11 protein-coding genes and 1 pseudogene are annotated in these 18,472 nt (G+C 67.8%); 2 read left to right on the forward strand and 10 right to left on the reverse strand.

The window, feature by feature from the left end:
- The 9 genes from MFF04_RS04565 to MFF04_RS04605 form a co-directional block, all read right to left on the reverse strand.
- The coding region (locus MFF04_RS04565; protein ID WP_238274292.1) for a GTP-binding protein at positions 1-178 on the reverse strand (178 nt) is incomplete at its 3' end.
- Positions 179-259: 81 nt separating this feature from the next.
- Entirely contained in the window at positions 260-2,335 is a 2,076-nt protein-coding gene (gene fusA / locus MFF04_RS04570) for an elongation factor G (protein WP_238274284.1), read from the reverse strand.
- 57 nt (positions 2,336-2,392) lie between these two features.
- A complete protein-coding gene (gene rpsG, locus MFF04_RS04575) occupies positions 2,393-2,863 on the reverse strand; it encodes a 30S ribosomal protein S7 (protein WP_238274285.1) in 471 nt (156 codons plus the stop codon).
- A 114-nt stretch (positions 2,864-2,977) separates the two neighbouring features.
- Positions 2,978-3,349 (reverse strand): 30S ribosomal protein S12, encoded by a 372-nt coding sequence (rpsL, locus tag MFF04_RS04580; RefSeq protein ID WP_109895591.1) that lies wholly within the window; start codon positions 3,347-3,349, stop codon positions 2,978-2,980.
- Positions 3,350-3,768: 419 nt separating this feature from the next.
- Complete coding sequence (gene rpoC / locus MFF04_RS04585; protein WP_238274286.1) at positions 3,769-7,977, reverse strand: DNA-directed RNA polymerase subunit beta'; 4,209 nt, start codon at positions 7,975-7,977, stop codon at positions 3,769-3,771.
- A 174-nt stretch (positions 7,978-8,151) separates the two neighbouring features.
- On the reverse strand, positions 8,152-12,276 hold the full coding sequence (gene rpoB / locus MFF04_RS04590; RefSeq protein WP_238274287.1) for a DNA-directed RNA polymerase subunit beta: 4,125 nt from the start codon (positions 12,274-12,276) through the stop codon (positions 8,152-8,154).
- A 259-nt stretch (positions 12,277-12,535) separates the two neighbouring features.
- Positions 12,536-12,916, reverse strand: coding sequence for a 50S ribosomal protein L7/L12 (gene rplL, locus MFF04_RS04595; protein WP_238274288.1), 381 nt, complete (start codon positions 12,914-12,916; stop codon positions 12,536-12,538).
- Between the two features lie 60 nt (positions 12,917-12,976).
- The gene (rplJ, locus tag MFF04_RS04600; protein WP_238274289.1) at positions 12,977-13,495 is read right to left on the reverse strand and encodes a 50S ribosomal protein L10; all 519 of its coding nucleotides are present in this window, start codon (positions 13,493-13,495) and stop codon (positions 12,977-12,979) included.
- A 525-nt stretch (positions 13,496-14,020) separates the two neighbouring features.
- Positions 14,021-15,664, reverse strand: coding sequence for a B12-binding domain-containing radical SAM protein (locus MFF04_RS04605; protein ID WP_238274290.1), 1,644 nt, complete (start codon positions 15,662-15,664; stop codon positions 14,021-14,023).
- 382 nt (positions 15,665-16,046) lie between these two features.
- Between MFF04_RS04605 and MFF04_RS04610 the strand changes: the two genes are divergently transcribed.
- Both MFF04_RS04610 and MFF04_RS04615 read left to right on the forward strand, forming a co-directional pair.
- Positions 16,047-16,946, forward strand: a complete 900-nt coding sequence (locus MFF04_RS04610; RefSeq protein ID WP_238274293.1) for a sulfurtransferase — start codon at positions 16,047-16,049, stop codon at positions 16,944-16,946.
- A 34-nt stretch (positions 16,947-16,980) separates the two neighbouring features.
- Positions 16,981-18,207 (forward strand): YeeE/YedE thiosulfate transporter family protein, encoded by a 1,227-nt coding sequence (locus tag MFF04_RS04615; protein WP_238274291.1) that lies wholly within the window; start codon positions 16,981-16,983, stop codon positions 18,205-18,207.
- A gap of 94 nt (positions 18,208-18,301) precedes the next feature.
- Here the strand turns inward: MFF04_RS04615 and MFF04_RS04620 are convergent.
- A pseudogene (locus MFF04_RS04620) lies at positions 18,302-18,472 on the reverse strand (50S ribosomal protein L1); the annotation flags it as partial.

The following is an 18,472-nucleotide window of genomic DNA, read 5'->3' on the forward strand; positions in this document are numbered from 1 at the left end:
CGCGCGCCTTCTCCTCCGGAGCCTTGTCGATCTGGTCGTAGGCCGTGAACGTCGCCCCGCCCGACTCCGCAAGAACCTTCGTGATCGCCGCCGTCAGAGACGTCTTGCCGTGATCAACGTGACCAATCGTGCCAATGTTGCAGTGCGGCTTCGTGCGCGAAAACTTCTCTTTGGCCATGGTAGCCTCCGTAGGGTCCGAGAATTCGCGGAAGGGCCCGTCACCGGGCCGCCTTCCGCGGCTGATGTCTGCCGAAAGGGGTTACGCGTACTTGGCGATGACCTTGTCCGCCTCGCCGCGCGGCACCTCTTCGTAGTGGTCGAACTGCATGGTGAAGTTCGCCCGGCCCTGGCTCATGGAGCGCAGGTTGTTCACGTAGCCGAACATGTTGGCGAGCGGCACCATCGCGTTGATGACGTTGGCGTTGCCGCGCATGTCCTGGCCCTGGATCTGGCCGCGCCGGGAATTCAGGTCGCCGATCACCGAGCCGGTGTAGTCCTCAGGCGACACGACCTCGACCTTCATCACCGGCTCGAGCAGCACCGAGCCGCCCTTCTGGAGCGCCTCGCGGAGCGCGGCGCGAGAGGCGATCTCGAAGGCCAGCGCCGAAGAGTCCACGTCGTGGAAGGCGCCGTCGACGAGCTCGACCTTGATGTCGACCACCGGGAAGCCGGCGAGGATGCCGGCGCCGAGCACCGAGTTCAGCCCCTTCTCGACGCCGGGGATGTACTCCTTCGGCACCGCGCCGCCGACGATCTTCGACTCGAACGAGAAGCCCGCGCCCGGCTCGTTCGGCTCGACCACCAGCTTGACGCGGGCGAACTGGCCGGTGCCGCCGGTCTGCTTCTTGTGAGTGTAGTCGATCTCCTGACGGCGGGTCAGCTTCTCGCGGTACGCCACCTGCGGCTGGCCGATATTGGCGTCGACCTTGTAGGTGCGGCGCAGAATGTCGACCTTGATGTCCAGGTGGAGCTCGCCCATCCCGCGAAGGATGGTCTGGCCCGACTCCTGGTCCGTGGAGACGCGGAAGGACGGGTCCTCGGCGGCGAGCTTCGAGAGCGCGATGCCGAGCTTCTCCTGGTCGGCCTTCGACTTCGGCTCGACGGCGATCTCAATGACGGGCTCCGGGAACTCCATCCGTTCCAGGATCACTGCCTTCTGCGGATCGCAGAGCGTGTCGCCAGTGCGGGTGTCCTTAAGGCCGGCCAGCGCCACGATGTCGCCGGCGAAGGCCTCCTTGATGTCCTCGCGGTTGTTGGCGTGCATCAGCAGCATCCGCCCCACCCGCTCCTTCTTGTCGCGGGTCGAGTTGATGACGTTGGCGCCCGACTCGACCTTGCCCGAGTAGACGCGGCAGAAGGTGATCGTGCCGACATGGGGGTCGTCCATGATCTTGAAGGCGAGCATGGAGAACGGGTCGGAATCGGAGGGCCTCCGGACGGTCTCTTCCTCGGTCTTGAAGTCGATACCCTTGATCTCGCCGCGGTCGGCGGGGGACGGCAGGTAGTCGACGACGGCGTCGAGGAGGGGCTGGACGCCCTTGTTCTTGAAGGCCGAGCCGCACAGCACCGGATGGAAGGCGCGCAGCTGCACCGCCTTGCGCACCAGGGTGCGCAGGGTCGCCTCGTCCGGCTCGTTGCCGTCGAGATAGGCGGACATGGCGTCGTCGTCGAGCTCGACGCAGGCCTCGATCAGCTTGGTGCGGTACTCGACGGCCTGATCCTTCAGGTCGGCCGGGATCTCCTCCTCGGAGAAGTTGGCGCCGAGCGCCTCGCCGGACCAGACGATGGCCTTCATCTTGATGAGGTCGACGACGCCCTGGAAGTTCGACTCGGAGCCGATCGGCAGCTGCAGGCAGACGGGCTTGCCGGCGACGCGGTCGATGATGTCGGCCACGCACTTGAAGAAGTCGGCGCCGATCTTGTCCATCTTGTTGACGAACACGATGCGCGGCACGTCGTACTTGTCGGCCTGGCGCCACACCGTCTCGGTCTGGGGCTCCACGCCCTGGTTGCCGTCGAGCACGCAGACGGCGCCGTCGAGCACGCGGAGCGAGCGCTCCACCTCGATGGTGAAGTCGACGTGGCCGGGGGTGTCGATGATGTTCAGGCGCTTCTCGCGCCAGAAGCACGTCGTCGCGGCGGACGTGATGGTGATGCCGCGCTCCTGCTCCTGCTCCATCCAGTCCATGGTGGCGGCGCCCTCATGGACCTCGCCGATCTTGTGGGACTTTCCGGTGTAGTACAGGACCCGCTCGGTGGTCGTGGTCTTGCCGGCATCGATGTGGGCCATGATGCCGAAGTTGCGGTAGTCCTCGATCGCATGCGTGCGGGGCATCGGGGTCTCTCCGGATAGGGCGGACAGGGCGCGGCCCGGTGGCTGCGCCTGCGGGAATTACCAGCGGTAGTGCGAGAAGGCGCGGTTGGCCTCGGCCATCCGGTGGGTGTCCTCGCGCTTCTTCACCGCGTTGCCGCGGTTGTTGGCGGCGTCGAGCAGCTCGGCGGAGAGGCGCTCGACCATGGTGCGGTCGTTGCGGCCGCGGGCCGCCTGGATCAGCCAGCGGATGGCGAGCGCCTGGCGGCGCTCGGTGCGGACCTCGACCGGGACCTGGTAAGTAGCGCCGCCGACGCGGCGGGAGCGCACCTCGATCGCCGGGGCGACGTTGTCGAGGGCGGCGCGGAACACCTCGATCGGGTTGGCGCGGGCACGGTTCTCGACGATGTCGAAGGCACCGTAGACGATGCGCTCGGCGACCGACTTCTTGCCCTCGTACATGATCGAGTTCATGAATTTGGTCAGCACCACGTCGCCGTACTTGGCGTCGGGGATGATCTCGCGCTTCTCGGCTGAGTGACGACGGGACATTGTTTCGACCTTCGAAAACTATGGTCTGAAGCACCTCGCGCAGGCCGCCTTTCTCCGGAGAGCAGCGGCATCCTTACGAGGCCGTGGAAATTCGTATCGGCCTGTCCGAAGAAATTACTTCGGACGCTTGGCGCCGTACTTGGAGCGGCGCTGCTTGCGGTTCTTGACGCCCTGCGTGTCGAGCACGCCGCGCAGGATGTGGTAGCGCACACCCGGAAGGTCCTTCACGCGGCCGCCGCGGATCATCACCACGGAGTGCTCCTGAAGGTTGTGGCCCTCGCCGGGGATGTAGCCGATCACCTCGAAGCCGTTGGTGAGGCGGACCTTGGCGACCTTGCGGAGCGCCGAGTTCGGCTTCTTCGGCGTCGTCGTGTAGACGCGGGTGCAGACGCCGCGCTTCTGGGGGCAGGCGTCGAGCGCCGGCACCTTGTTGCGGGCCTTCTGAGCCTTCCGCGGCTGGGCGATCAGCTGGTTGATCGTCGGCATCCTGGTTCCTCTTCCGAACGGCCCGAAGGCGGCCGATCGCAAAAACGAATAACGCCATGGGCCGCTGGCGGCCTCTGGCGTGGTGAGGACAGAGGAGCACGCTCGCACGCGCTCGTGTCATCGGTTCTGACAGTCACGTCAGGTTTGTGGGCTCCGGCGTCGGCCTGCGACGGATATCGAAACCCTGGGGTTTCGCGTCGTCGGAGACTCACGAGCGATCGGAGTGGCGCGCTTCTACGCGGCACCGGTGTCATCGTCAATGCCGCGACGGGATTTTCCGTGCCCCGATAAGCGCATCGAAGGATTTCAGTCGCCGACGGGGACGCCGGTGCGCGTCTCGAAGCGGGTTGCGCGCCCAAAAAGAAAGGGCGGCCTCGCGGGCCGCCCTTTCGATTCTCGCGATCTCCGCCGTCCGCGACTCACTCGGCGGCGGGCGGCAGCTCCTCGAAGGTGTTCGCCGCGCTCTCCGCCTGCCGCTGCTGGAGAATCAGCCCGTCGCGCCGGCGCGCCACGGCCCGGATGTCGGCGGCCAGCGAGCCGGTGCCGGCCGGGATGAGCGAGCCGACGATGACGTTCTCCTTGAGGCCCTCGAGGTGGTCGACCTTGCCGTTGACGGCCGCCTCGGTGAGGACGCGGGTCGTCTCCTGGAACGAGGCCGCCGAGATGAACGACTTGGTCTGCAGCGAGGCCTTGGTGATGCCGAGCAGGACGGGCACGCCCTCGATCGGCTTCTTGCCCTCGGCGATCAGCCGCTCGTTGATCTCGGTCAGCTCCGTGCGGTCGATCTGGTCGCCCGACAGGATGTCGGAATCGCCGCCGTCCGTGACCTCGACCTTCTGCAGCATCTGCCGGACGATCACCTCGATGTGCTTGTCGTTGATCGAAACGCCCTGGAGCCGGTAGACCTCCTGGATCTCGTTCACGAGGTAGGCGGCGAGCTCCTCGACGCCCTTGATGGCCAGGATGTCGTGCGGCGCCGGGTTGCCGTCAACGATGTAGTCGCCGAGCTCGACCACGTCCCCGTCCTGAAGGTGGATGTGCTTGCCCTTCGGGATCAGGTACTCGACCGCCTCCGAACCGTCATGCGGCGTCAGCGTGAGACGACGCTTGTTCTTGTAGTCGCGGCCGAAGGCGATGGTGCCCGACTTCTCGGCGATGATCGCCGCGTCCTTGGGGCGGCGCGCCTCGAACAGCTCCGCCACCCGCGGCAGACCGCCGGTGATGTCGCGGGTCTTGGCGGAGTCCGTCGAGACGCGGGCGAGGATGTCGCCGGCCTTCACCTTGCCGCCGGGATCGTAGCCGATGATGGCGTCGACCGGCAGGAAGTAGCGGGCCTCCGAGCCGCGGGGCAGCTTGATCGGCTTGCCCGAGGCGTCGTGGATGACCATCGCCGGCTTGAGGTCCGACGTGCGCGGCGAGCCGCGCCAGTCGATGACCACGCGCTTGGCGATGCCCGTGGACTCGTCGGTCGTCTCGGTGATGGACTGGCCGTCGTAGAGGTCCTCGTAGGCGACCACGCCGTCGGCTTCCGTGATGATCGGGCGGGTGTAGGGGTCCCACTCAGCGATGCGCTGGCCGCGCTTCACCTTGTCGCCCTCGTCGACCCGCACACGCGCTCCGTACTGGAGACGGTGCACGGCGCGCTCCGCCCCGTCGGAGCCCACGATCACCACGGCCACGTTGCGGCCGGTGGCGATGAGGTCGCCGTCCGAGTTCCGGGCGAGCGCCCGGTTGCGGATCTTGATGGTGCCCTCGAAGCTCGACTCGATGAAGGACGAGTCGGCGATCTGCGCGGCGCCGCCGATGTGGAAGGTGCGCATGGTGAGCTGGGTGCCCGGCTCGCCGATGGACTGCGCCGCGATGACGCCGACCGCCTCGCCCATGTTGACGGGCGTGCCGCGGGCGAGGTCGCGCCCGTAGCAGGTGGCGCAGACGCCGCTCTTCGTCGCGCAGACGAGGACCGAGCGGATCTTCACCTCCTGGATGCCGGCGGCGGTGATCGCCGGGAGATGCTTCTCCTCGATGGTCTCGCCGGTCGCCACGATCACGGTGCCGTCCTGCGCGACCAGGTCCTCCGCCGCGGCGCGGCCGAGGATGCGGGTGGCGAGGGTCGCCACCACCTGGCCGGCGTCGACGATGGCCCGCATGCGGATGCCGTTCGTCGTGCCGCAATCCTTCTCGCGGATGACGGCGTCCTGGGCCACGTCGACGAGGCGGCGGGTCAGGTAGCCGGAGTTCGCGGTCTTGAGCGCGGTGTCGGCGAGGCCCTTGCGGGCGCCGTGGGTCGAGTTGAAGTACTCGAGAACGTCGAGGCCTTCCTTGAAGTTCGAGATGATCGGCGTCTCGATGATCTCGCCGGAGGGCTTGGCCATCAGGCCGCGCATCGCCGCGAGCTGCTTCATCTGCGCCGGCGAGCCGCGCGCACCGGAGTGGCTCATCATGTAGATCGAGTTGACCTGCTTGTCGGCGCCGTGCTCGTCCTTCTGCACGGAGGAGATGCGGCCCATCATCTCGGCGGCGAGCTTGTCGGAGCACTTCGCCCAGGCGTCGACGACCTTGTTGTACTTCTCGCCCTGGGTGATCAGACCGTCGTTGTACTGCTGCTCGTAGTCCTTCACGAGCGTGCGGGTGTCGTCGACGATGGACCATTTGTTGTCCGGCACGACCATGTCGTCCTTGCCGAACGAGATGCCGGCCTTGAACGCGTGGGTGAAGCCGAGACCCATGATGCGGTCGCAGAAGATCACCGACTCCTTCTGACCGCAGTGGCGGTAGACGGTGTCGATCATCGCCGAGATCTCCTTCTTCGTCATGAGCTTGTTCACGACGTCGAAGGGCACCTTGGCGTGCAGCGGCAGGGCGCCGGACAGGATCACGCGGCCGGGGGTGGTGTCGTAGGTCTTGGTCAGCGGCTCGCCGTCGGGGCCAATGCCCTTCCAGCGCCACTTGATCTTCGAGTGCAGCGAGACGGCCTTGGCGGCGAGCGCGTGCTCGAGTTCGCCGAGGTTACCGTAGACGCCCTGCATCGGGTTCTTCGTGTTGCCCGGCTTGAACTCGCCCGGTGCGCCCTCGGCCACGATCGACAGGTAGTAGAGGCCGAGCACGATGTCCTGCGAGGGCACGATGATCGGCTGACCGTTGGCCGGGTGCAGGATGTTGTTGGTCGACATCATCAGGACGCGCGCTTCCAGCTGCGCCTCGAGCGACAGCGGGACGTGCACGGCCATCTGGTCGCCGTCGAAGTCGGCGTTGAACGCGGCGCAGACCAGCGGGTGGAGCTGGATCGCCTTGCCCTCGATCAGCTTCGGCTCGAAGGCCTGGATGCCGAGGCGGTGGAGCGTCGGCGCCCGGTTGAGCATCACGGGATGCTCGCGGATCACCTCGTCCAGGATGTCCCAGACCTCGGGCTTCTCCTTCTCGACGAGCTTCTTGGCCTGCTTGACGGTGGCCGAGAAGCCCTTGGCGTCGAGGCGCGCGTAGATGAACGGCTTGAACAGCTCCAGCGCCATCTTCTTCGGCAGGCCGCACTGGTGCAGCTTCAGCTCCGGGCCGACCACGATGACCGAGCGGCCGGAGTAGTCGACGCGCTTGCCGAGCAGGTTCTGGCGGAAGCGGCCCTGCTTGCCCTTGAGCATGTCGGCGAGCGACTTCAGCGGGCGCTTGTTGGCGCCGGTGATGACGCGGCCGCGGCGGCCGTTGTCGAACAGGGCGTCGACCGCCTCCTGCAGCATCCGCTTCTCGTTGCGGATGATGATGTCGGGCGCCCGCAGCTCGATCAGCCGCTTGAGGCGGTTGTTGCGGTTGATGACGCGGCGGTAGAGGTCGTTGAGGTCGGACGTGGCGAAGCGGCCGCCGTCGAGGGGAACGAGCGGGCGCAGGTCCGGCGGGATCACCGGCACCACGGTGAGGATCATCCACTCCGGCCGGTTGCCGGACTGCTGGAAGGCCTCGATGATCTTCAGGCGCTTGAGGAGCTTCTTCGGCTTCAGCTCGGAGGTCGTGGTGGCGATCTCCTCCCGCAGGCTGTTGGCGATGCCGTCGAGGTCGAGCTCCTGCAGGATGCGCCGGATCGCCTCGGCGCCGATCATCGCCGTGAACGAGTCCTCGCCGTACTCCTCCTGGGCGCGCAGGTACTCCTCCTCCGAGAGGAGCTGACGCTCCTTCAGGGGGGTGAGGCCCGGCTCGATGACGCAGTAGGACTCGAAGTAGAGGATCCGCTCGAGGTCCTTGAGCGCCATGTCGAGCAGCAGGCCAATGCGGCTCGGCAGCGATTTCAGGAACCAGATATGGGCGACGGGGGCGGCCAGCTCGATATGGCCCATGCGGTCGCGCCGGACGCGCGCGAGGGTGACCTCGACGCCGCACTTCTCGCAGATGACGCCCTTGTACTTCATGCGCTTGTACTTACCGCACAAGCACTCGTAGTCCTTGATGGGCCCGAAGATGCGCGCGCAGAACAGGCCGTCGCGCTCCGGCTTGAAGGTCCGGTAGTTGATGGTCTCAGGCTTCTTGATCTCGCCGTAGGACCAAGAGAGAATCTTCTCAGGCGACGAGATCGAGATCTTGATCTGGTCGAAGCTCTGCGGCTGGGCCTGCTGGTTGAAAAGGTTCATGACCTCTTGGTTCATGATCCGCTCCTTCTCTGACGGGACGGCCCCGCGCCTGGGCCCCCGTGCCGATTCCGTTCGGCGCCGCGCCCGGCCGGGGCGCTGCTGGCCGTCTTCCAACTCGTCGGAGGCCCCGCCCCTCCCCGCTCGAACCGTGCCGGCGGGTCACGCCGGCACGGGAGGTTGGCTCGAAGCCTACTCGGCGGCGTCCGCCGGCGGCTCGATCTGGTCGTTGGCGGCCTTCTTCGAGGAGGTGAGCTCGACGTTGAGGCCGAGCGAGCGCATCTCCTTGACGAGAACGTTGAAGCTCTCCGGGATGCCCGCCTCGAAGGTGTCGTCGCCCCGCACGATCGCCTCGTAGACCTTGGTGCGGCCGGCGACGTCGTCGGACTTCACCGTCAGCATCTCCTGCAGGGTGTAGGCCGCGCCGTAGGCCTCCAGCGCCCAGACCTCCATCTCGCCGAAGCGCTGGCCGCCGAACTGCGCCTTGCCGCCCAGCGGCTGCTGGGTGACGAGCGAGTAGGGGCCGATGGAGCGGGCGTGGATCTTGTCGTCCACGAGGTGGTGGAGCTTCAGCATGTAGATGTAGCCCATGGTGACCTTGCGGTCGAAGGGCTCGCCGGTGCGACCGTCGTAGAGGGTCGACTGCGCCGAGCGGTCGAGCCCGGCCATCTCCAGCATTTGCTCGATGTCGGCTTCCTTGGCGCCGTTGAACACCGGGGTGGCCATCGGCACGCCGCGGCGGACGTTGTTGCCGACCTCCGCCAACTCCTCGTCCGAGAGGCCCTCCAGTTCCGCCGGGGAGTAGATGGCCTGCATCTCCTCCTTCAGCGGGCCGATGTCCTGGGTCTTCAGGTAGGCGTCGACCGCCTTGGACACCTTGCGGCCGAGGCCGGCCGCCGCCCACCCGAGATGCGTCTCGAGGATCTGGCCGACGTTCATGCGCGAGGGCACGCCGAGGGGGTTCAGCACGATGTCGGCATGCGTGCCGTCCTCGAGGAACGGCATGTCCTCGATCGGCACGATGCGCGACACCACGCCCTTGTTGCCGTGGCGGCCGGCCATCTTGTCGCCGGGCTGGATCTTGCGCTTCACCGCCACGAAGACCTTGACCATCTTCATGACGCCGGGGGGAAGCTCGTCGCCGCGCTGAAGCTTCTCGACCTTGTCGAGGAAGCGCTGCTCGAGGCGCTTCTTCGACTCGTCGTACTGCTTCTGCATCGCCTCCATCTCGGTCATGAGACGGTCGTCGACGACGGCGAACTGCCACCACTGCGAGCGCGGGTAGTCGTTGAGCACCTCGCGGGTGAGCGTGGTGTCCTTCTTGAAGCCCTTCGGGCCGGCGATCGGGGCCTGCCCGATCAGCGACTCGGCGAGGCGCGCGTAGGTGTTGCGGTCGAGGATCGCCTGCTCGTCGTCGCGATCCTTGGCGAGCCGCTCGATCTCCTCGCGCTCGATCGCCTGGGCGCGCTCGTCCTTGTCGACGCCGTGGCGGTTGAACACCCGCACCTCGACGATCGTGCCGGTGACGCCCGGTGGCACCCGCAAGCTGGTGTCGCGCACGTCCGACGCCTTCTCGCCGAAGATGGCGCGCAGGAGCTTCTCCTCCGGCGTCATCGGGCTCTCGCCCTTCGGCGTGATCTTGCCGACGAGGATGTCGCCGGCATGGACCTCGGCGCCGATGTAGACGATGCCGGCTTCGTCGAGGTTCTTGAGCGCCTCCTCGGAGACGTTCGGGATGTCGCGGGTGATCTCCTCCGGCCCGAGCTTGGTGTCGCGGGCCATCACCTCGAACTCCTCGATGTGGATCGAGGTGAACACGTCATCCTTCACGATCCGCTCGGAGAGCAGGATCGAGTCCTCGAAGTTGTAGCCGTTCCACGGCATGAACGCGACGAGCACGTTCCGGCCGAGCGCCAGCTCGCCGAATTCGGTCGAGGGACCGTCGGCGATGATCTCGCCCTTCTTCACCGGCTCGCCGACGCGCACCAGCGGCTTCTGCGTGATGCAGGTCGACTGGTTGGAGCGCTGGAACTTCTGCAGGCGGTAGATGTCGACGCCCGGCTTGTTGGCGTCGGCCTCTTCCGTCGCGCGGATGACGATACGGGTCGCGTCGACCTGATCGACGATGCCCGAACGCCGCGCGGCGATGGCGGCGCCGGAGTCGCGGGCGACCACGGCCTCCATGCCGGTGCCGACGAAGGGAGCGTCGGCGCGAACGAGCGGCACCGCCTGGCGCTGCATGTTCGAGCCCATCAGCGCGCGGTTGGCGTCGTCGTTCTCAAGGAACGGGATCAGCGCCGCGGCGACCGAGACGAGCTGCTTCGGGGACACGTCCATGAGGTCGACCCGCTCGGGGCCGACCACGATGACTTCGCCGGCGCGACGGCAGACCACCAGCTCCTCTGTGAGGCGGCGGTTCTCGTCGGTGACGGCGTTGGCCTGGGCGACGTGGTACTTCGCCTCCTCCATCGCGGAGAGGTAGGCGACCTCGTCGGTGACGACGCCGTCGCGCACGCGGCGGAAGGGCGTCTCGATGAAGCCGTACTTGTTCACGCGGGCGAAGGTCGCCAGCGAGTTGATCAGGCCGATGTTCGGGCCTTCCGGCGTCTCGATCGGGCAGATGCGGCCGTAGTGGGTCGGGTGCACGTCGCGCACCTCGAAGCCGGCGCGCTCGCGGGTCAGACCGCCCGGGCCCAGCGCCGAGAGGCGGCGCTTGTGCGTCACCTCGGAGAGCGGGTTCGTCTGGTCCATGAACTGCGAGAGCTGCGACGAGCCGAAGAACTCGCGCACGGCGGCGGCCGCGGGCTTCGCGTTGATGAGGTCCTGCGGCATCACGGTGTCGATGTCGACCGACGACATGCGCTCCTTGATGGCGCGCTCCATGCGGAGCAGGCCCAGACGGTACTGGTTCTCCATGAGCTCGCCGACCGAGCGCACCCGGCGGTTGCCGAGGTGGTCGATGTCGTCGATCTCGCCCTTGCCGTCGCGCAGGTCCACGAGCGCCTTGACGACGGCGAGCATGTCCTCCTTGCGGAGCGTGCGCACGGTGTCTGCGGCGTCGAGGTCGAGGCGCATGTTCATCTTCACGCGGCCGACCGCCGAGAGGTCATAGCGCTCGGCGTCGAAGAACAGCGAGTGGAACATCGCCTCGGCCGTGTCGAGCGTCGGCGGCTCGCCGGGGCGCATGACGCGGTAGATGTCGAACAGCGCGCCCTCGCGGCCGGAGTTCTTGTCCACGGCCAGCGTGTTGCGGATGTAAGGACCGACGTTGACGTGGTCGATGTCGAGGAGCGGCAGCTCGCTGACGCCGACATCCTCGAGGCTCTTGAGGAGCTTCTCGGAGATCTCGTCGCCGGCCTCGGCCCAGATCTCGCCGGTCTTCATGTTGACGAGGTCCTCGGCGATGTACTGCCCGACGAGGTCCTCGTCGGTCGCCTTGAGGAACTTGGTGCCCTTCTCGCTGATCTGGCGGGCGTTGCGGGCGTTGAGCTTCTTGCCCGCCTCCAGCACCACCTCGCCGGAATCGGCGTCGATCAGGTCGATCGAGGCCTTGAGGCCCTTCAGGCGCTCGGCATCGAACGGCACGCGCCAGTCGGCGCCGTCGCGGGTGTAGGTGACCTGCTTGTAGAAGGTCGAGAGGATCTCCTCCCCGTCGAGGCCGAGCGCGTAGAGCAGCGAGGTCGCCGGCAGCTTGCGCTTCCGGTCGATGCGCACGTGCACGATGTCCTTGGCGTCGAACTCCACGTCGAGCCAGGAGCCCCGGTAGGGGATGATGCGGGCGGCGAAGAGCAGCTTGCCCGAGGAGTGCGTCTTGCCCTTGTCGTGGTCGAAGAACACGCCCGGCGAGCGGTGCATCTGCGAGACGATGACGCGCTCGGTGCCGTTGACGATGAAGGTGCCGTTGTCCGTCATGAGCGGCATGTCGCCCATATAGACGTCCTGCTCCTTGATGTCCTTGACGGACTTGGCGCCGGTGTCCGGGTCCACGTCGAACACGATGAGCCGCAGGGTCACCTTCAGCGGGGCCGCGAAGGTGATGCCGCGCTGGCGGCACTCGTCGACGTCGTATTTCGGCTGCTCGAACGTGTAGCGGACGAACTCGAGCAGCGCCGTCGAGGAGAAGTCCGAGATCGGGAACACGGACTTGAAGACGCTCTGCAGGCCCTCGTCGCCGCGCCCGCCCTCGGGCTCGTCCACCATCAGGAACTGGTCGTAGGACGCCTTCTGAACCTCGATGAGGTTCGGCATCTCGGCGACTTCCCGGATCTTGCCGAAGAACTTGCGAATGCGCTTGCGACCGACCAGCGTGTTGGCCATGAGTTGACCTCGCTCCACCATCTTCGCGTCCTGGTCGCCCGGGGAAGTCGCCTCCCGCACCGGGCCGTGACGCGCGCCCCGCCGGACCGCGCCACCCGAAACTGGTTCGTGCCCCTTGCCGCCGGCAACCTGCCTGCGGTTCGGATGCTGCCGCCTGAAGCGGCCTTAGCCCGCGGGTGCGAACACCCGCGGGCTGCGGTCACGCGGTGCCGGGAAGGCCCGCGCGGAAGCTGATGGGCCGGGGACGGCCCATCGGGACTTACTTGAGCTCGACCTTGGCGCCGGCCTTCTCGAGCTGGCCCTTGATCTTCTCGGCCTCGTCCTTGGCCACAGCCTCCTTGACGGGCTTCGGGGCGCCCTCGACGAGGTCCTTGGCCTCCTTGAGGCCGAGGCCGGTGATCGCGCGGACCTCCTTGATGACCTCGATCTTCTTGTCGCCGGCAGCGGCGAGCACGACCGTGAACTCGGTCTGCTCCTCGGCGGCGGCAGCGGCGCCACCACCGGCGGCCGGGCCGGCGGCCACGGCGACGGCGGCAGCGGCCGAGACGCCCCACTTCTCCTCGAGCATCTTGGCGAGATCGGCGGCCTCGAGAACGGTCAGCGACGAGAGGTCGTCGACGAGCTTGGCAAGATCAGCCATGGTTCAGTTCCTCTTTATATCGGTTCGAAGGGATCGGTTCGGTAGGGGTGCGAAACAGCCTCAGGCCGCTTCGTCCTTCTTGGCATAGGCCCCGAACACGCGGGCGAGCTTGGCCGCCGGCGCGTTGACGACCTGGGCGATCTTGGTCGCGGGAGCCTGCACGAGGCCCACGATCTTGGCGCGCAGTTCGTCGAGGGACGGGAGCGAGGCCAGAGCCTTCACGCCGTCCGGGTTCAGGGCGGTCGTTCCCATGGCGCCGCCAAGAATCACGAGCTTGTCGTTGGTCTTGGCGAAGTCCACCGCAACCTTGGCGGCCGCGACCGGATCGCTCGAATAGGCGAGCAGGGTCGGGCCCTTCAGGAGGGGCTTGATGGAGGCGACGTCCGTGCCATCGAGAGCGATGTTGGCGAGGCGGTTCTTCGTGACCTTCACGGTGGCGCCGGCCTGCTTCATCTGCGAACGCAGCTTCTGCATGTCGGCGACCGTGAGGCCCTTGTAGTGGGCCACGACGACGACGGCGGTCGATGAGAACACGCCGTTGAGCGTCGAGACGAGATCAGCTTTTGCTGTCCTGTCCACTGGGGCTCTCTCCGGTTGGCGGAACCCGTGCAGGGTGCCGCCGGTTGCACATGCCGCCCGGGACGGAACTCGGCGCTCGAAAGACAGCCGGAACGTCCTGGACGACGCTTCACGGCCCTGTCCCCTGGAACCTGCGCGGATGCGCGGACGCCATGGGCGAGATGGTTCGAACCGATGCCTTCGACGGGCCCGACAGGGACCGGCGCGAGACAGATGAATTCGGTCTTCCCCGTCTGTGCAGGCTTTGCGGATTAAGCCGGTCGCCCGGCGCCTGCAGTCTCGGACAGGACACGGCCGGAGCGGCCCCACGCACCTTCCGGCATGCGGGTCCTTCCGGCCATCGCCGCCCGGTCGCCCGGACGGCATCTCGTTTGGATGACGGCCAGACAGCCGTCCTCCTTTGTTCTCATGTGAATTCGTGGAGCGCGGTGTATAGAACCTGTCACCCGCCCTGCCAAGTCCCCAAGAACGACTTTCCGCGCGACTTTTCGGTCGCAGGCAAGCCGGTTCCTCGGCGGGCCTTCCTCAGGCCGCCTCGCGCTCCGGCGCGATCCGGCGGCGGGCGTTCTCCCACCAGCTCCGGCGGCCCGCCTCCTCCCGCTCGGCGGCCTTGGCCGCATAGAAGGAGGCGTTGTGCTCGCCCCGGAGCGCCTCGCGGGTGAAGCGGATCAGGTGGTGGGCGACGAAGCCCATGTTGAACACCGCCTCGATCTGACCCTTCCGGAGGGCGTGGCCTGCGGCGTTCCAGAACGGCTTGCGATAGTCCGAGAACAGCCCGACGCGGGTGATGATGTTGAAGCCGAGGATCAGCCCTCGGCGCAGGTTGGTGGCCGTGAGCTTGCCGGCCGTCGGCGTCTTGATGCGGTTGCCGTAGGTGACGTCGCACTGGTGCTTGAAGCGCTCGAAGATCTTCTCCGGCGCGTAGGCATGGGCGATGGCGCGCCGCCAGCTCGAGACCACGCTGTCATGCGGACGCTTGAACAGCACGTTCGATTCGAGGCTCGCGTCGTGGAGCAGGCGCCCCTCCCGCTCCAGCCGGTCCCAGAGCGGGGTCTTGGGCAGGGCCTGGAGCAGGTTGATGGTCAGCACCGGGATCGCCGACTTGTCGATGAAGTCGATCAGGTTCTGCTCAGAGCGGTCGGTGTCGGTGTCGAGGCCGAGGATGATGCCGGAGGTCACCTCCAGGCCGTAGGCGTTCAGCGTCTCGATCGCCTCGTACATCGGCACGGCGGCGTTGTGAGTCTTGTCGATGCCCTTCAGCGCCTCCGCCTCCGGCGTCTCGATGCCGACGAAGACGGTCATGAAGTTCGCCTGCCGCATCAGCTCGAGGATCTCGGGCTGCTTGGCCATGTTGAGCGTCGCCTCGCAGGCGAACTGGAGCGGGTAGTCGTTCCGCTTCTGCCACGCCACGAGGTGGGGCAGCATGTCCCGCGTCGCCTTGCGGTTGCCGATGAAGTTGTCGTCGACGAAGTAGACCACCGCCGGGTGGCCGGGCTGAGCGATGATGGCGTCGAGCTCGGCGCACATCTGCTCGGGGCTCTTGAGCCGTGGCTGGCGGCCGTAGAGCTGCGGGATGTCGCAGAACTCGCAGCGGTAGGGGCAGCCCGAGGAGAACTGCAGCGAGCCGATCAGGTAGCGCTTCAGCGGCACCGCCTCGTAGGCGGGTGCGGGGAAGTCGGAGAGGCCGAGCCGGTCCTTCGTCTCCAGCCGCACCTGGGCGTCCGGCCGGGCGAGGCTCTCGTCCAGGATCGCGACGAGCCGGTCCGTGGCGTCGCCGATCTCGCCCATGTGGAGGTAGTCGAAATCCGGGTACTTCTCCGGCGCGCCCGACACCGAGGGGCCGCCGAGCACCGCCGGCTTGCCGGCAGCGTGGGCCCGCGCGCAGATGTCGTGGATCTGCGGCTCCTGGATGTGCATGCCTGAGACGAACACCGCGTCCGCCCAGGCGAACTCCTCGGGCCTCGTGCGGGCGATGTTCTCGTCGACGAACCGGCACTCCCAGCTCTCGGGCATGTAGGCCGCGATCAGCAGGAGTCCCTGGGGCGGCATGAACGCCTTGACGCCGCCCATCAGCGGATAGGCGTGCGAGAAGGTGCCGAAGGACGGCGTGTAGGCGGGGAAGACGCACAGGATGCGTCGGCGGGACGAGACCGGCAGGGAGCATCGCATGGCCCGGTATGTAGCACGGCCGTTGCCGATGGCGCCCCCTCCGATCCGCTTTTTGCGCGGGTCGCGATGCCGCGTGGCGGGGCCTTCGCGGCGGCGCCGGGCCCGGTTCGAGATTTCCGATCCGACGGCTCTGGATGAGCGTTCTTCGAACAAGGCCCTGATCAACAAATCTGTTCTTCCAAAGGATTGTATTAAGAAAAACAGTTTCGTTGACGCACGACATTGTGATCATCAATACTTTTCGGGCTGGTCGGCAATATTCGCTACGCGCTTTTGCCGGCCGGCTCGACGAAGCCTTCCGCGGCCTGCGCCGCGATCCCGGAGTGCCCGCCCCGTGCTGTCCAGAACCGTTCTCGCCCTGCTCCTCGCGACGGCGGCGCCCGTGCTGCCGGCCCTGGCGAACGCGCCCCCCGCGGCGCAGGCCCCGCATGACGGCGCCCTCGTCTCCACGGAGTGGCTGGAGAAGAACCTCGCCTCGCCGAAGGTCCGCATCGTCGAGGTCAGCGTCGATCCCGGCGTCTATGAGCGCGGACACATTCCCGGCGCCTCGAACGTCTCCTGGCACACCGACCTCGTGGAGACGGTGACCCGCGACATCGTCAGCCCCGAGAAGTTCGCCGCGCTCGCCCAGCGCCTTGGCATCGACCGCGACACCACGGTGGTGCTCTACGGCGACAACAACAACTGGTTCGCCGCTTGGGGTGCCTGGGTGCTCGCCCAGTACGGGCTTGTCGACAACGTCAAGCTCCTCGACGGCGGCCGCAAGAAGTGGGAGGCCGAGAAGCGCCCCCTCGACACCCGTGCCCCCGAGGTCGCCGCCTCGAAGTTCCCGGTGACGCAGGCCGCCTCGAACCTGCGCGCCCGCTTCGGCGACGTGCTGGCGGTGGCGAAGAAGGAGCGCGACGAGCAGATCCTCGACATCCGCTCGCCCGATGAGTTCAACGGCAAGATCATCGCGCCGGCCGGCATCCAGGAGCTGGCGATCCGCGCCGGCCACATCCCCGGCTCGGTCAACGTGCCCTGGGGCAAGGCCGTGAATGCCGACGGCACCCTGAAGTCGCCGGCCGAGCTGAAGAAGCTCTACGCGGAGGCCGGCATCGACGGCTCGAAGCCGATCATCACCTCCTGCCGCATCGGCGAGCGCTCCAGCCACTCCTGGTTCATCCTGACGCGGGTGCTCGGCTACAACGCCCGCAACTACGACGGCTCCTGGACCGAGTATGGCAACGCCGTCGGCGTGCCGATCACCAACGTCGCCGGCACGGTCTGGGGCGGCAAGTGATCCGCCGGCCGCGGGCCTCCGAACGGGCTCGACCGTGAGCCTGGCGAGCGATGTCGGGGCGGGCGCCACGCTCGCCCCGGCGGCCGAGCGGTACCGCGCGCCGATCCTGGCGCGCGGGGTCGCGCTGGTGATCGCGGCCGGGCTCGTCGTCGCCGCGCAGCGCCTCGCCGCCGAGCCCGGCGGGACGCGGCTCGCCCTGTCGCTGACCTTCGGGGCGCTGTTCGGGTTCGTGCTCCAACGCTCCCGCTTCTGCTTCTTCTGCCTGTGGCGCGACCTTCTCGACCGCCGCGACCCGCGCGGGGCGCTGGGCGTGCTCACGGCGCTGGCGGCGGGGGCCGCCGGTTACGCGGTGGTGTTCGGGGGCTGGCTCCCCGACCCTTCCGGCGCACGGCTGCCGCCGGACGCGCATATCGGCCCGGTGAGCCCTATCTTGGCGCTGGCGGGCGCCGCCTTCGGCGCGGGCATGACGGTCTCGGGCTCCTGCATCAGCGCCCATCTCTACCGTCTCGGCGAGGGCTCGCCGACGGCGCCCTTCGCGCTCCTCGGCACGGCGCTCGGCTTCGTGCTCGGCTTCGCGACCTGGAACGACCTCTACCTCGCCGCGATCTCCGAGGCGCCGGTGGCGTGGCTGCCGCGCCATCTCGGCTACGGAGGCACCCTCGCCCTGACGCTCCTCGTCATCGGCGCCCTCGCGGTGCCGCTGCTGCGTCTCCTGCCCGAGCGGGAGACGCGCCCCGCCCGCGTCGAGCCGTTGCGCGCGGTCTTCGTCGAGCGCTGGCCGGCCTGGCTCGGCGGGCTCGCGGTCGGGGCGATCGGGACGCTCGCCTACCTGCGGGTCGGTCCCCTCGGCGTCACCGCCGAGATCGGCGGCCGCAGCCGGGCGGCCGCCGCCTCCCTCGGCCTGCTGCCGGATCGGCTCGAAGGGCTCGATGCCTTCCGGGGGTGCGCCACCGCCGTGCGCGACGCCCTGCTGACCCCGAACGGGCTCTTCGTCGGCGGCCTCGTGCTCGCCGCCTTCGCCGCCGCGCTCGTCGCCGGGCAGTTCAGGCCGGCCCTGCCGGGGGGCGGGCACGTCCTGCGCGGGCTTCTCGGTGGGCTGCTCCTCGGCTGGGGGGCGATGACCGGGCTCGGATGCAGCGTCGGCACGCTGCTCTCCGGGATCATGGCCGGCGCCGTATCCGGCTGGGTCTTCGCCGCGGCGATGCTCTTCGGCGCCACCGCGACCCTGCTCGCCGGTCGCCGCCTGCGGCTGCTGCCCTGACGGGCGCGCGGTCTCAGGAAGCCCGTTCTCGAAACGCGAAGCGCCCGGTCCCTCGCGGGGCCGGGCGCTTCGTCGTCGCGTGGGATCAGGCCGATCAGGCCGTGAGCACGGAGCCCGGCTCGACCTTCACGCCCGGGCCCATCGTCGAGGTGACGGCGACGCGCTGGATGTAGGTGCCCTTGGCGCCGGCGGGCTTCGCCTTCGAGACGGCATCCGCGAACGCCTTGATGTTCTCGACGAGCTTGTCGGCGTCGAAGGAGACCTT

It is taken from the genome of Methylobacterium jeotgali, assembly GCF_022179345.1.
Taxonomy (GTDB): Bacteria; Pseudomonadota; Alphaproteobacteria; order Rhizobiales; family Beijerinckiaceae; genus Methylobacterium; species Methylobacterium jeotgali.